15 protein-coding genes are annotated in these 12946 nt (G+C 67.4%); 4 read left to right on the top strand and 11 right to left on the bottom strand.

Annotation, left to right across the window (positions count from 1 at the left end; translation table 11 throughout):
• Window positions 1–34 precede the first annotated feature (34 nt).
• The 4 genes from lpxK to GV001_RS10630 all read right to left on the bottom strand — a co-directional run bounded on the left by lpxK (window position 35) and on the right by GV001_RS10630 (window position 4439).
• Entirely contained in the window at window positions 35–1039 is a 1005-nt protein-coding gene (lpxK, locus tag GV001_RS10645) for a tetraacyldisaccharide 4'-kinase (RefSeq protein WP_160079591.1), read from the bottom strand.
• Entirely contained in the window at window positions 1039–1470 is a 432-nt protein-coding gene (locus GV001_RS10640) for a biopolymer transporter ExbD (RefSeq protein ID WP_160079589.1), read from the bottom strand. Before GV001_RS10640 ends, lpxK begins: the two co-directional genes overlap by 1 nt.
• A complete protein-coding gene (locus GV001_RS10635) occupies window positions 1467–2141 on the bottom strand; it encodes a MotA/TolQ/ExbB proton channel family protein (RefSeq protein ID WP_160079587.1) in 675 nt (224 codons plus the stop codon). Before GV001_RS10635 ends, GV001_RS10640 begins: the two co-directional genes overlap by 4 nt.
• Window positions 2142–2213: 72 nt before the next feature.
• The gene (locus GV001_RS10630) at window positions 2214–4439 is read right to left on the bottom strand and encodes a DNA internalization-related competence protein ComEC/Rec2 (protein ID WP_256664897.1); all 2226 of its coding nucleotides are present in this window, start codon (window positions 4437–4439) and stop codon (window positions 2214–2216) included.
• A 123-nt stretch (window positions 4440–4562) separates the two neighbouring features.
• Here GV001_RS10630 and GV001_RS10625 point away from each other — a divergent pair, with 123 nt between their 5' ends.
• Complete coding sequence (locus tag GV001_RS10625) at window positions 4563–5096, top strand: DUF2062 domain-containing protein (protein WP_160079586.1); 534 nt, start codon at window positions 4563–4565, stop codon at window positions 5094–5096.
• A gap of 44 nt (window positions 5097–5140) precedes the next feature.
• Here the strand turns inward: GV001_RS10625 and GV001_RS10620 are convergent, their stop codons facing one another.
• Genes GV001_RS10620 through GV001_RS10610 form a run of 3 tightly spaced genes read right to left on the bottom strand, consistent with a single transcriptional unit; the run spans window position 5141 to window position 8319 of the window.
• On the bottom strand, window positions 5141–6385 hold the full coding sequence (locus GV001_RS10620; protein ID WP_160079585.1) for a lipoprotein-releasing ABC transporter permease subunit: 1245 nt from the start codon (window positions 6383–6385) through the stop codon (window positions 5141–5143).
• A gap of 1 nt (window position 6386) precedes the next feature.
• A complete protein-coding gene (lolD, locus tag GV001_RS10615) occupies window positions 6387–7070 on the bottom strand; it encodes a lipoprotein-releasing ABC transporter ATP-binding protein LolD (protein ID WP_160079584.1) in 684 nt (227 codons plus the stop codon).
• On the bottom strand, window positions 7063–8319 hold the full coding sequence (locus GV001_RS10610; protein WP_160079583.1) for a lipoprotein-releasing ABC transporter permease subunit: 1257 nt from the start codon (window positions 8317–8319) through the stop codon (window positions 7063–7065). The genes lolD and GV001_RS10610 overlap by 8 nt, the downstream gene beginning before the upstream one ends.
• Before the next feature lie 94 nt (window positions 8320–8413).
• Between GV001_RS10610 and GV001_RS10605 the strand changes: the two genes are divergently transcribed.
• The 3 genes from GV001_RS10605 to GV001_RS10595 are packed head-to-tail and all read left to right on the top strand — an operon-like array spanning window position 8414 to window position 10013.
• On the top strand, window positions 8414–8989 hold the full coding sequence (locus GV001_RS10605) for a PilZ domain-containing protein (RefSeq protein ID WP_160079582.1): 576 nt from the start codon (window positions 8414–8416) through the stop codon (window positions 8987–8989).
• Window positions 8990–8997: 8 nt separating this feature from the next.
• A complete protein-coding gene (locus tag GV001_RS10600) occupies window positions 8998–9297 on the top strand; it encodes a phosphodiesterase (protein WP_160079581.1) in 300 nt (99 codons plus the stop codon).
• Window positions 9294–10013 (top strand): glycerophosphodiester phosphodiesterase, encoded by a 720-nt coding sequence (locus GV001_RS10595; protein WP_160079580.1) that lies wholly within the window; start codon window positions 9294–9296, stop codon window positions 10011–10013. The genes GV001_RS10600 and GV001_RS10595 overlap by 4 nt, the downstream gene beginning before the upstream one ends.
• A gap of 135 nt (window positions 10014–10148) precedes the next feature.
• Here the strand turns inward: GV001_RS10595 and GV001_RS10590 are convergent, their stop codons facing one another.
• The 4 genes from GV001_RS10590 to GV001_RS10575 form a co-directional block, all read right to left on the bottom strand.
• The gene (locus GV001_RS10590) at window positions 10149–10598 is read right to left on the bottom strand and encodes an Hsp20 family protein (RefSeq protein WP_160079579.1); all 450 of its coding nucleotides are present in this window, start codon (window positions 10596–10598) and stop codon (window positions 10149–10151) included.
• A gap of 167 nt (window positions 10599–10765) precedes the next feature.
• The gene (locus GV001_RS10585; RefSeq protein WP_160079578.1) at window positions 10766–11755 is read right to left on the bottom strand and encodes a tRNA-dihydrouridine synthase; all 990 of its coding nucleotides are present in this window, start codon (window positions 11753–11755) and stop codon (window positions 10766–10768) included.
• A 99-nt stretch (window positions 11756–11854) separates the two neighbouring features.
• Window positions 11855–12298, bottom strand: coding sequence for a thioesterase family protein (locus GV001_RS10580; RefSeq protein WP_160079577.1), 444 nt, complete (start codon window positions 12296–12298; stop codon window positions 11855–11857).
• On the bottom strand, window positions 12295–12945 hold the full coding sequence (locus GV001_RS10575; RefSeq protein ID WP_160079576.1) for a bifunctional 4-hydroxy-2-oxoglutarate aldolase/2-dehydro-3-deoxy-phosphogluconate aldolase: 651 nt from the start codon (window positions 12943–12945) through the stop codon (window positions 12295–12297). The genes GV001_RS10580 and GV001_RS10575 overlap by 4 nt, the downstream gene beginning before the upstream one ends.
• Between the last annotated feature and the right edge of the window lies 1 nt (window position 12946).

The raw sequence follows: 12946 nt of genomic DNA, 5'->3' as shown, positions 1-12946 counted from the left end.
GTGTCCTTGGAAAGAGTGAAAACAGCAGAAAGAGTCAGCGCTTGAGCGGCACCAGGCGGCTCAGCTCGTCATCCAGCCAGGCGACGAACGCCTCCGACGGTACGGCATCCACCGCCAGGTACCACCAGTCATCGGCGGCAAAGGCCCGGCATTTCACCGCATCCTTCTCGGTCATCAGCAGCGGCAGTGGCGGGCTGAAGCAGAGCAACTGCGGGCTGTAACTGGCGTGGTCGGCGAAGGCATGGGCGATTGGCCGCCAGTTTAACGCCTCGAGGGTGCTGAAGAAACGCTGCGGATTACCGATGCCGGCCACCGCATGCATGGCCTGGCCGGACGGGAAATGATCGAGCGCGACGCGCGCGCCGCTGCGAAGGTTGACCAGGGCAGTCGGCTGCAGACAGAAGGCATAACCCTGCTCGCTATCAGCGCTGGCGCCATTGAACAGCACGGCATCCACCCCGGCCAGGCGCTCGACCGGCTCGCGCAGCGGCCCGGCCGGCAAACAGCGGCGATTGCCCAGGCCCCGGGCGGCATCGATCAGCACCAGTTCCAGGTCACGGGCCAGGCGGTAGTGCTGCAGACCGTCGTCGCACAGGATCAGATCCAGCGCCTCCTGCTCCAGCAGCGCCTGCACGGCGCGCGAGCGCTGCGGGTCGATCACCAGCGGCACGCCGCTGCGCTGCACCAGCAGCAGCGGCTCGTCGCCCGCCTCGGCTGCCGATTGCTCCGCGCGCACCCGCCAGGGCAACTGCGGCGGCTGGGCGCCGTAGCCACGACTGACCACGCCGACGCGCAGACCGTGACGGCGGCAGTGCTCGATCAGCCAGAGAATCAAAGGAGTCTTGCCGGTGCCGCCGACGGTGATATTGCCGACCACGACGATCGGCACCGGCGCGCGATAGATCTCGCCACGGCCGGCGACGAACGCCTGGCGCTTGCCCTGCACCACCCGCCGGTACAGCCACTCCAGCGGGCGCAGCAGGGTCAGCAGCGGATGACCACGGTACCAGGCGTCGAGCAGGCGATCGGAAAGCGCCATCAGGGCTTTGCCGCTTCGGCCTCGACCGTGGTGATGCGCAGGTGGGCAAAGCCCAGCTTGCCGGCGGCATCCATGGCGGTGATCACCGCCTGGTGCGGCGTCTGCGCATCGGCGCTGATCACCAGCGGCAGGCTGTTGTCACCGGCGGATTCCTTGCCCAGGGCCGCCATCAGGCTTTCCAGGTCGCTTTTCAGCAGGGCCTGGCCATTCAGCGAGTAGCTGCCGTCGGCGCCGATCAGGACTTCCATCTGCTTCAGCGCGGTGTCTTCCGGCGGCGTGCCGCTGGCCGCTTCCGGCAGATCGACCTTGAGCTGGGTCTCGCGGGTGAAAGTGGTGGTGACCACGAAGAACAGCAGCAGGATGAACACCACGTCGATCAACGAGGCCAGGTTGATCTCGACGTTCTCCCGCGGTTTGCGCCGGAACTTCACGCCTTCCTGCCCTCTTTGCGGGTTTCCGCCTTGGCTACGGGAGCGGGCATATCGGCCAGATCGACATCACGATCGCCTTGCACCACTTCCACCAGCTTGATCGCTTCCTGCTCCATGCCCACCACCAGTTCGTCGACCCGGCGCTGCAGGAAACGGTGGAAGAACAGCGCCGGGATCGCCACCATCAGGCCGGCTGCGGTGGTGATCAGCGCCTTGGAGATACCGCCGGCGAGCACCGAGGCATTCGCCGTGCTGTTGCCGATGAAGGCACTGAAAATGTCGATCATGCCTAGTACGGTACCCAGCAGACCGAGCAGCGGAGCGATGCCGGCGATGGTGCCGAGGGCGTTCAGATAGCGTTCCAGCTCATGGATGACACGGGCGGCGGCTTCCTCGATGCACTCCTTCATGATCTCGCGACCATGCTTGGAGTTGGCCAGGCCGGCGGCGAGGATCTGCCCCAGCGGGGAGTTGGCGCGCAGTTCCTTGAGCTTCTCGTTGTTGAGCTTTTTTTCCTTGATCCAGCGCCACACCTGGCCCAGCAGATGGGGCGGAGTGATGCGGCTGGGCCGCAGGGTCCACAGGCGTTCGGCGATGATGCCTGCAGCTGCGATGGAACACAGAATGATCGGCAGCATCATCCAGCCGCCCGCTTTGACCAGTTCCCACACGGTAGTGCATCCCCCTCGGAAAAGTGGCGCCACTCTAGCATAGGGATGCCGCCGAACAGACCTCTCCGGTTCTCATTTTTCCCGCCAGAAAACCGCGCGCTCACGCCAGCCAAATACCGGCTGACGCGCGCCCAGCTCGATGCGCAGCGCGCCACTGGCGACGTTGTCATGGAGTGCGATGGAACGTGCCCGATAGCGCGCCACGACCTGCGCATGGGGATGGCCGAAGGGATTGCGCGGCCCCCGCGACAGCAGCGCGGCCGTCGGCGCAACCGCATCGAGAAAGGCAGCCGAGGACGAACTGCGGCTGCCGTGATGGGGAATCTGCAGCCAGTCGGCGCGCAGATCACGCCCCGCGCGGAGCAGTGCCTGTTCCGCCGCCTCATCGATATCGCCGGTGAGCAGCAGACTCTCACCGGCGGCCTCGACCTTGAGCACGCAGGACGCCGGATTGCCCTCGCCGGCCTGAGCCCAGCGCCAGGTGGTGAAACGCACCCCATCCCACTGCCAGGTCGCGCCGTCCACGCAGGACGCAGCGCCCAGTGCCACTGGCAGCGCGGCAGCTTCGCCACTCAACACCTGCACCACCGGCATGCGCTGACGCACGGCCAGGGCACCGCCGGCATGGTCGCTATCGGCATGGCTGAGCAGCAACACATCCAGGCGCTCCAGGCCCAGGTAACGCAGCGCCGGCAGCACCACCCGCTCGCCCAGATCGAAGTCGCCATAGCGCGGCCCGGCGTCATACAACAAGGAGTGCTGGCGAGTACGCACCAGCACCGCCAGGCCCTGCCCCACGTCCAGCTGCCAGACTTCCGCGCGCCCAGGCGCCGGCAGTTGCTGCGGCGGGAAGCCCAGCGGCAGCAACAGCACCAACCCCAGGGCCCGCAACGGCAGCCCAGCCGGCAGCAGAACCAGCCAGGCGCCCAGGCTGACCAGTAACCAGGCCCAGAGCGGCAGGTGCATGGGCAGCCAGGCCGGCAGCGCCGTGGCGAGCAGATCCAGCAGCTGGAACAGCACCTCGAGCAGGCCACCGGCCAGCCACAGCAGCCCCTCACCCACTCCAGGCAGGGGCAACAGCAGGGTTCCCAGCAAGGCCAGCGGCACCACCAGAAAACTCACCCAGGGCACCGCCAGCAGGTTGGCCAGCGGCCCGCTGGCACTGAGCGGCAGGCCGAGGGCAAGAAACAGCGGCAGCAGGCCGACGGCCAGGGTCCACTGCGCCCGCCACCACACCTGCCACCAGGACCAGCCACCCAGGCGGCCGCTGAAGACCAGCGCCAGCACCGCCACCGCGCCGAAGGACAGCCAGAACCCGGCCTGCAGCACCGCCAGCGGCTCGACCAGCAACAGCAGAATCCAGGCCAGCAGCAGCGGCGTCCACACCCCGAGATGGCGAAAGCGCAAGCGCCACAGCAGCACCACCGCGATCATCACGCAGGCCCGCCGCACCGGCACCTCGAAGCCGGCCAGCAGACCGTAAGCCAAGGCTCCGACGAAGGCCAGGGCACAGGCCGCGGGCAGCCAGGGCAACCGTTGCGGCCACCAGCCGAGCCGTGCCAGACCGGCGACCAGGCCATAGAGCAAGGCCGCCAGCAAGGCGACGTGCTGCCCGGAAATCACCAGCAGGTGCACCGTGCCGGTGTCCTGCAGCACCCGCCAGTCCGCCGGGCTCAGACCCGAGTCATCGCCCAGCACCAGCGCGGCCAGGGCGCCCTCGCGGTGCCAGGCATCGACAGCCAGCACGCGCCGGCGCAGCGTGTCGCGCCAGGCCGACAGGCCACCCGCCGCTTGCAGGCGTTCACCCTGTTTGACCGTGCCGCCGGCGCCGATGCGCTGCGCCAGCAGCCAGGCCTCGTAGTCGAAACCCTGCGGGTTGACCAGGCCCTGCGGGCGCTTGAGACGCACCGCCAGGCGCCAGCGCTCCCCGGCTTGCAGTGCCGGCCCGTCATACCAGGCCAGGCGCAGCAGCCCCGGCAAGGACGCCCGCCGCGCCTGCGCCTCGGCCAGCTGGAAACGCACCACGCCGCCGCGCCGCTCCGGCAGGCCGACCACCCGCCCCTCCAGCCACAGGGTCTGGCCATCCAGCGCAGGCGCCAGGCGCTCGTCCAGCGCCCACTGCGCCGACACGCTGGCCCAGCACAGGCCGAACAGGAACAGGGCCAGCGGATAGCTGCGATACGGCAGCAGCATCAGCGCCGCAGGCAACGCCAGCCACAGCAGCCAGGTCGGCGGCAATGCCGGTAACAGGCTGAGGCTGGCCAATCCGGCGGCCAGTGCCAGCATCCCTGCGCGCATCCCGTTCTCCTTTGCGGGCACAACCTTCCTGGTGCGCCATCGATCCGATGGTTGCCGGCCTGTCACAAGCCAGTCACCGCCAATCGGTGCATAATAGCTGCGCTTCCGTTACCCGAGAGTCTTATGCCGCGCCGCGTATTCAAGCGCTACATGCCCGACCCGGAGAGCATCCGAGCGAACAAATCGCTGCGCTTTCTGGGCAAGCTGCTCCATGACCCCAACCTCTGGCACCTCAACCGCCACTCGGTCGCCCGGGCCATGGCCGTGGGCCTGTTTGCCGCTTTCATTCCCCTGCCCATGCAGATGCTCCTGGCCGCCAGCCTGGCGGTGCCGGTGCGCGGCAACCTGCCGATTTCCGTGGGGCTGGTCTGGCTGACCAACCCGATCACCATGCCGCCGGTGTTTTACTGCACCTACAAGCTGGGCGCCTGGATCATGGGCGTGCCACCCATGCTGCTGCCGGACGAGCTGACCTGGGAATGGATCAGCGGCGAACTGGCCACCCTCTGGCAGCCCTTCCTGCTCGGCTCGCTGGTGGCCGGCCTGATCTTTTCCGTACTGGCCTACAACCTGACCATGCTCTACTGGCGCTGGTGGGTGCGCCACAACTGGCGCAAGCGCCAGGAACGACGCCAGCAACAGCCCGCCCAGAAATGAAAAACGCCGCTATCAAGCGGCGTTTTTCATTCGGCCCGGCGACCTCAGTCGTAGCGCAACGCTTCCGCCGGCTGGGTACGCGAGGCGCGCCAGGCCGGGTACAGGGTGGCGAGGAAACTCATCAGCAACGCGGCACCACAGATCAGCAGGACATCGGCGGCCTGCAGGTCGGATGGCAGGTTGTTGATGTAGTAGATATCCGAACTGAGGATATGCACCCCACTGGCCCGCTCCAGCCAGGCTACCCAGCTGCTCACGTTGAGCGCGACAACCACCCCCAGCACGCCGCCGACCAGGGTACCGATGCTGCCGATTACCGTGCCCTGAACCATGAAGGTGCTCATGATCTGCCCCGGCGTGGCGCCGAGGGTGCGCAGGATGGCGATATCGGAGCGCTTGTCGGCCACCACCATGACCAGGGTGGCGATGATGTTGAACGCGGCAACCGCGATGATCAGCAACAGGAGCAGGCCGATCATGGTCTTCTCCATCTTCATCGCGCTGAACAGGCTGCCCTGGGTATGGGTCCAGTCGTTGGCCTTGTAGCCGACCCCCAGACTGGCGGCGATGGCGGCGGAAACCTGCGGCGCCTGGTACAGATCCTTCAGCGCGATACGCACGCTCTGCACCTGCTGCGCAGCGAAACGCTGGATGCTCGAGGCATCGGCGATGCTGATCAGCGCCAGACTGCCATCCAGCTCGGCGCCCACCTTGAACACCCCGACCACGTTCAGGCGCTGCATGCGCGGGGTGATGCCGCTCGCGCTGCTGCTCACCTCGGGCACGATCAGGGTCAGCTTGTCGCCGACGTTGAGACGGAAACGCCGCGCGGTCGTCTCGCCGATCACCACGCCGAACTCACCCGGGCGCAAGTCATCCAGGCGCCCCTGGACCATATGCTGGCCGATGATCGAGACCTGCTGTTCCTGGGTCGGATCGATGCCGTTGACCAGGATCGGCTGCATGACGCCGCGGGAGGAAAACATCCCCTCCAGCTCGGCAAAAGGCGCCGCACCGGTCACCTGCGGATTGCGCCTGGCCACCTCGGCCACGGCATGCCAGTCGGCCAGCGGCTGCTCGGCGCTGAGGGTGGCGTGCGGCACCATGCCGAGGATGCGCGTGCTCATTTCCTTCTGGAAACCGTTCATTACCGAGAGCACCACGATCATCGCCAGCACGCCGAGACCGAGGCCGATCATCGAGGTCAGCGAAATGAAGGAGATGTAGTGGTTGCGCCGCTTGGCGCGGGTGTAACGGGTGCCGATGAAAAGCGCGATTGGCCGGAACATATCAGGCAGCCACCAGCCGGCCTTCTTCCAGGCGCAGCACCCGGTCCATCTGCTGGGCCAATTGCAGGTCGTGGGTCACCACCAGGAAGGCGGTCTGCGACGAGACGCTGAGCTCGCGCATCAGCTCCTGGATGCCGTGGGCGGTGTGCTGGTCGAGGTTGCCGGTGGGCTCGTCGAGCAGCACCAGCGCCGGCCGGTTGACCAGGGCACGGGCGATGGCCACGCGCTGGCGCTCGCCGCCGGACAGCTCGGCCGGCTTGTGGCTCAGGCGATGGCCCAGACCGACCCGCTCCAGCAGCGCGGTGGCACGTTGGCGCGCCTCGGCGATCGCGGTCTTGCCGATCAGCAGCGGCATGCACACGTTTTCCAGGGCGGTGAACTCCGGCAGCAGGTGATGGAACTGGTAGACGAAGCCCAGCGCCCGGTTGCGCAGCAGGCCGCGCGCCGTCTCGTTGAGGGCGGACAGTTCCTCGCCGGCCAGCCAGACGCTGCCCTGGCTCGGCGTATCCAGGCCGCCGAGCATGTTCAGCAGGGTGCTCTTGCCGGAACCGGAGGAGCCGACGATGGCCACCCGCTCGCCGGGCAGCAGTTCCAGCGCCACGTTGGTCAGCACGTCGACCGTCTGCGGGCCTTCCTCGTAGCTCTTGCCCAGGTTGCGGCAACTCAGGACTGCCTTATCACTCATAACGCAAAGCCTCCGCTGGCTGGGTGCGCGCCGCACGCCGAGCCGGGTAAAGGGTGGCAAAGAAACTCAGAAGCAACGCCGCGGCGCACACCAGCACCACGTCCTCGACCTGCACCTGCGAAGGCAGGTAGTCGATGAAATACACCTCGGCATTGAGGAACTGGATGCCCAGCACGCCCTCCAGCCACTTGATCGCGGCGCTGACATTGAGCGCGGCGAGCACGCCCAGCACGCCGCCGACCAGGGTACCGACCACGCCGATCACGGTGCCCTGGACCATGAAGGTCAGCATGATCTGCCGCGGCGTGGCACCGAGGGTGCGCAGGATGGCGATATCCGCCTGCTTGTCGGTCACCACCATGACCAGGGTGGAAACGATGTTGAACGCGGCGACCGCGACAATCAGCAACAGCAGCAGGCCGATCATGGCCTTCTCCATGCGGATCGCCTGGTACAGATTGCCGTGGGTCGAGGTCCAGTCGCGCGCATAGAAATCCTCGGCGCGCAGGGCCTGGGACAACTCCCAGGCCACCCGCGGCGCCTCGAACAGATCCTGCAGCTTGAGGCGGATGCCCTGCACCTCGCCCGGCTTCATGCGCAGCAGGCGCCCGGCATCCTGCACATGCACCATGGCCACATGGCCATCGATCTCGCCGGCACCGACATGGAAGATGCCGACCACGGTGAAACGCTTCATGCGTGGAAACATGCCGGCCGGGGTGACCGCCACCTCGGGCGCGACGAAGGTGACCTTGTCGCCGAGCGCCAGGCCGAGCTTCTTCGCCGCCAGATCGCCGATGGCGATGCCGAAGTCGCCAGGCTGCAGGCTTTCCAGCGCGCCCTGGTCTTTCAGGAAAAAGTTGCCAATGATCGAGACCTTGCGCTCTTCGGCCGGGTCGATGGCATTGATCAGAACCTTCTGCACCTGCCCCTGATTGGTCAGCAGGCCCTGCATCTGGGTGAAGGGGGCCGTCGCCACGACCTGCTGGTTTTCGCTCGCCCGGGCCGCGATACGCCGCCAGTCCGGCAGCGGCTGACCGCTCTCCAGCGAGGCATGCGGCACCATGCCCAGCACACGGTCGCGCATCTCGCGGTCGAAGCCGTTCATCACCGACAGCACGACGATCATCACCAGCACGCCCAGGGCGAGGCCGATGATCGAGGTGAGGGAAATGAAGGAGACGAAAAGGCTGCGACGTTTGGCCCGCGTGTAACGCAAGCCGATGAAGAACGGCAAGGGTCTGAACATGTATGGGGTTCGCTGGCGAAAGAAGAAACGTCCTTGTGGCGGGGCTAGGCGAGCAGCTTTACACTCAGACCACCACTGCTGCCATGGGTTCGCCATGTCGTATCGAGACGCTGATGATCGCCGCGAATACTACCGTATCGAGGATACGATCGCACTGGATTTCAGCCTGCTTTCCGGGCCCCAAGCGCTGGCCAGTGACGCGCTACACGATGCCTCGCCGCTGTTCAATCTGCTCAGCGACCTGCACCTGATGGACTTCGAGTCGCAGCATCTGCTGCGCCACATCAGCGAGCGCGACCGCACCCTGGCCAACTACCTGAAAGTGATGAACAAGCGCATCGACCTGCTCGGCCAGGCCCTGGCGCAGAACCTGCTGCGCGATATCGGCACGCCACGCCAGGTATCGCTGTCCGAGGGCGGCATCAGCTTCAACCACGCGCAGGCGATCGAACCCGGCAGCCACCTGGCGCTGAAGATGGTGCTGATGCCGCAAGCTCTCGGCCTGCTGCTGCGGGCCAGGGTCATGCACTGCCAGGAGCGCGAGGACGGCCAGTTCGACATCGGCACCGAGTTCGAGGCCCTGACCGATGCCCAGCGCCAGCTGCTGGCCCGGCATATCCTGCAGAAGCAGGCGCAACAGCGCCGCCTGGCCCGCGAGCAGCACCGGTGAGGCGGCGCGTGCGCCACCTGCTCGGCCTGCTGAGCCTCACCCTGATCCTGCCGGTTGCCGGCGAAACCCTGCACATCCCCCTCGGCCAGCAAGGCCAGCCCGGCCTCGCCCTGCCCCAGCGCGGCGAATCGCAGCGCTCGGTGCTGGAGCGCTTCGGCCTGGCCGACGAGGAGCACGCCGCGGTCGGCCAGCCGCCGATCACCCGCTGGGACTACCGCGAGTTCAGCGTGTATTTCGAGTACGATCACGTGGTCAACAGCGTGCTCCACCACCAGCCCCGTTACCCCACCCCCAAGGAACAACAGTGACCCTTATCTACGGCCACCGCGGCGCCAAGGGCGAAGCGCCGGAAAACACCCTCGCCAGCTTCCAGCAATGCCTCAAACACGGCGTCACCCGCTGCGAACTGGACCTGCACCTGTCGCGCGACGGCGAGCTGATGGTGATCCATGACACGACCCTCAAGCGCACCACCGGACGGCGCGGCAAGGTGGTCGAGCACGCGGCCGCCGAACTGGTGGGCTACGACGCCCGCCATGGCGGCCCCGAGTGGAAGACGCCCTGCCCGATCCCGACCCTGGCCAGCCTGTTCGAGCAGTGCCCGTTCGAGCACTGGCAGCTGGAGGTGAAAAGCGCCTCGCGGGTGCGCGCCGCCCGCACCGTACTGGCGATCCAGGCCCTGGCCGAACGCTTCGCCATCAGCGAACGCATCACCGTGACCAGCAGTTCGCGCGAAGTGCTGCGCGCCCTCAAGCGCCTGGCCCCGGAACTGTCGCGCGGCCTGGTAGCCGAGTACGACTGGCTCGACCCTCTGAAGGTCGCCGCCCACCACGGCTGCTCGATGCTCGCCCTGAACTGGACCCTGTGCACCCCGGAACGCCTGGCCAAGGCGCAGAAGGCCGGGCTGCACGTGTCGGTGTGGACGGTCAACGATGCCGCACTGATGCGCCGCCTGGCCGATTTCGGCGTGGACAGCATCATCACCGACTTCCCTGGGCTGGCGGTCGATACGCTGGAGCAGTGATTCCAGCGTGGGAGCGGCTTTAGCCGCGAAAGAGACTAAGGAGTCGACCGCTTATCGCGGATCAATCCGCTCCCACTCGAGCGCCAGCGCCACTGCAACCACGATGGGCACGTGGCCTTCCCTCCGGCGGCGAGGTCAGCCGTGCAAGGCCGGCTGCGATGCATTGATCGGAATGCGCTTGGCCTTGGCCTCCTCCGGCACCACGCGCAGCAGGTCGATGTGCAGCAGGCCGTTGCGCAGGCTGGCGGCCTGCACCTCGATATGGTCGGCCAGGCGGAACGACAGCTTGAAGCCGCGCTGGGCGATGCCCTGGTGCAGATAGGTCACGTCTTCCGCGCCACGCTCGCGCTTGCCGCCGCTCACGGTCAGCACCCCGCGTTCGACCTGTAGTTCCAGGTCTTCTTCGTGAAACCCGGCCGCCGCCACCACGATGCGGTAGTGATCGTCGCCATGCTTCTCGACGTTGTAGGGCGGATAGGAACTGCCGGTCTCGTTACTGCGCAGGGCCGATTCGAACAGGTCGTTGAAACGGTCGAAACCGACCGATTGACGCAGCAGCGGGGCCATGGAAAAAGCAGTGCTCATGACATGTCTCCTGAATCTCAGCGAGTGGATTGACCGGGGCCCGACTTCGGCGCCCCTCAAGCTCCCAGATGTGGACGCAGGGAAAAAATTCAAGGGATAGTCGTCGCGCCCATCCGGCGGGCAGAGCGCCCTCTGCGCCGCGCATGCCAGCAGATCCCACCCTCCACTCAGGACAGCCGGGCATCCGCCTCGTCGGCCATTCGCTCGCCGCCAGCCGCAGCGGCCAGCAGCAGATCCAGCCGCTCACAGTCGTTCTCGCGGCGCATGGCGGCGAACAGCGCGACCGCCTCCGGGTAGCTGCGGGTGAGCATGGCCAGCCACTGTTTGAGGCGCCCCGGGGCATAGCGCGGGGCGATCTTGCGCCGGGCCTGCAGCCAGAAATCGCGCAGTAGCGGCAGCAGCTCGCCCCAGTTCATCGGCACCACGTGGCGCCCGGCCCGTGCCGCGGCGATCTGCCGGGCCAGGTCCGGGCGGGCCACCAGGCCGCGGCCGAGCATGATGTCCTCGACGCCGCTGACCTCGCGGCAACGCCGCCAGTCATCGAGGCTCCACACCTCGCCATTGGCATACACCGGCACGCGCACTGCGTCCTGCACCCGCGCCACCCACTCCCAGTGGGCCGGCGGCTTGTAGCCGTCGGCCTTGGTCCGCGCATGCACCACCAGCTGCCCCGCCCCGCCATCGGCCAGCGCCCGCGCGCAGTCGAGGGCGCCATCGGGGCTGTCGAAGCCCAGGCGCATCTTCGCCGTCACCGGGATCTCGCGCGGCACCGCCCGACGCACTTCGCAGAGGATGGCGTGGAGCAGCTCCGGCTCCTTGAGCAGCACCGCGCCGCCGCGCGACTTGTTCACCGTCTTGGCCGGGCAGCCGAAGTTGAGGTCGATCACCGGCGCGCCCAGCTCGCAGGCATAGGCGGCGTTTTCCGCCAGACAGACCGGGTCGGAGCCGAGCAGCTGCACACGCAGCGGCGTGCCGGCGGCGGTGCGCGCGCCCGTGCGCAGCTCCGGCGCCAGCTTGCGGAAGTGCGAGGCCGGCAACAGGCGGTCGCTGACCCGGATGAACTCGGTCACGCACCAGTCGATGCCGCCGACCCGGGTCAGCACATCACGCAGGATCTCGTCGACCAGGCCCTCCATGGGCGCCAGGGCAATTTGCACGGCAGGATTCTCGGGGAAAACGGGGCGGCGATTGTAGCGGCAGGCGCCGGGGCTTTATAGCGCCGCGGATGACCGCCCGGCGCCTGCTGCCGCGATCGGCTAGGGCGCCACGAGCTCCAGCAGCGCCCGGCCATAGCCCTCGACGAACTCCACCGGCATGCGCTTGGGCTTGCCGCTGGACAGCTCGATGCAGACGAAGGTGGTCTGCGCGCGCAGCAGGGTGCTGGCGTCGGCTGGGCGCCACAGCTGAAAGCGGCGGGTCATCTTCAGGCGCTGGTCGGACTCGACGATCCAGGTGGCCATCTGCAGTTCCTCGCCCTCGTAGGCACTGGCCAGGTAGTCGATCTCGTGGCGCAGCACGGCCATGGCCCGGTCCAGCCGGCGGTACTCGCTCAGGTCCAGACCCAGGCTCTGCGAGTGGCGCCAGGCGCAGCGCTCCAGCCAGCTGACGTAGACCGCGTTGTTGGCGTGGCCGAGGCCGTCGATGTCCTCGGCGGCCACCTGCAGGTCGATGACGAAAGGCGTCGGCAGGTCCCAGTTCATGCCTTGACCTCCACGCTGGCGGCCAGGGCACAGGCTTCGCTGGCCAGCTGGGTGATCTGGTCCCAGGCGCGCGCGCGGATCAGGTTGTCCGGAGCGATCCAGGTGCCGCCGACGCAGGCCACGTTGGGCAGGCGCAGGAAGCTCAGCAGGTTGTCGGCGGTGATGCCGCCGGTGGGGCAGAAACGGATGCCGGTGAACGGCCCCTTGAAGCTCTTCAGCATCTTCACACTGGCCGCTCCGTTGGCCGGGAACAGCTTGAGCGAGCGATAACCGTATTCCAGGGCCAGCAGCACTTCGGACGGCGTCATCACCGCCGGCAGGTACGGCAGGCCGGAATCCTCGGCGGCCGCCGCCAGGCGCTCGGTGCAGCCAGGGCTGACGGTGAACAGGGCGCCGGCATCGCGGGCCTCCTGAAACTGCTCGGCATGGATCACCGTGCCGGCTCCCACCAGCAGCTCCGGCAGGGCCTGGCGGATCGCCGCCAAGGCATCCAGGGCGCGCGGGGTGCGCAGGGTCACCTCGAGCACGCTGATGCCGCCGGCGTGCAGGGCCCGGGCCAGGTCCACGGCCAGTTCGACATCCTCGATCACCAGCACCGGCAACACCGGGCGCGCCTGCTGCAGCACCTTGTCCATCGTCAGACTCATG

Origin of the sequence: Pseudomonas sp. 8AS (assembly GCF_902506505.1) — a bacterium.
GTDB lineage: Bacteria > Pseudomonadota > Gammaproteobacteria > Pseudomonadales > Pseudomonadaceae > Aquipseudomonas.
The sequence above is the reverse complement of the archived record's forward strand: the minus strand, read 5'-3'. Positions and strand labels throughout refer to the sequence as shown.

What these genes read in the sequence shown, in the direction of transcription:
- lpxK (WP_160079591.1), bottom strand. Translation starts at nt 1,039, where the DNA reads ATGGCGCTTTCCGATCGCCTGCTCGACGCCTGGTACCGTGGTCATCCG.
- GV001_RS10630 (WP_256664897.1), bottom strand. Translation starts at nt 4,439, where the DNA reads ATGCGCGCAGGGATGCTGGCACTGGCCGCCGGATTGGCCAGCCTCAGC.
- GV001_RS10625 (WP_160079586.1), top strand. Translation starts at nt 4,563, where the DNA reads ATGCCGCGCCGCGTATTCAAGCGCTACATGCCCGACCCGGAGAGCATC.
- GV001_RS10620 (WP_160079585.1), bottom strand. Translation starts at nt 6,385, where the DNA reads ATGTTCCGGCCAATCGCGCTTTTCATCGGCACCCGTTACACCCGCGCC.
- lolD (WP_160079584.1), bottom strand. Translation starts at nt 7,070, where the DNA reads ATGAGTGATAAGGCAGTCCTGAGTTGCCGCAACCTGGGCAAGAGCTAC.
- GV001_RS10610 (WP_160079583.1), bottom strand. Translation starts at nt 8,319, where the DNA reads ATGTTCAGACCCTTGCCGTTCTTCATCGGCTTGCGTTACACGCGGGCC.
- GV001_RS10605 (WP_160079582.1), top strand. Translation starts at nt 8,414, where the DNA reads ATGTCGTATCGAGACGCTGATGATCGCCGCGAATACTACCGTATCGAG.
- GV001_RS10590 (WP_160079579.1), bottom strand. Translation starts at nt 10,598, where the DNA reads ATGAGCACTGCTTTTTCCATGGCCCCGCTGCTGCGTCAATCGGTCGGT.
- GV001_RS10580 (WP_160079577.1), bottom strand. Translation starts at nt 12,298, where the DNA reads ATGAACTGGGACCTGCCGACGCCTTTCGTCATCGACCTGCAGGTGGCC.
- GV001_RS10575 (WP_160079576.1), bottom strand. Translation starts at nt 12,945, where the DNA reads ATGAGTCTGACGATGGACAAGGTGCTGCAGCAGGCGCGCCCGGTGTTG.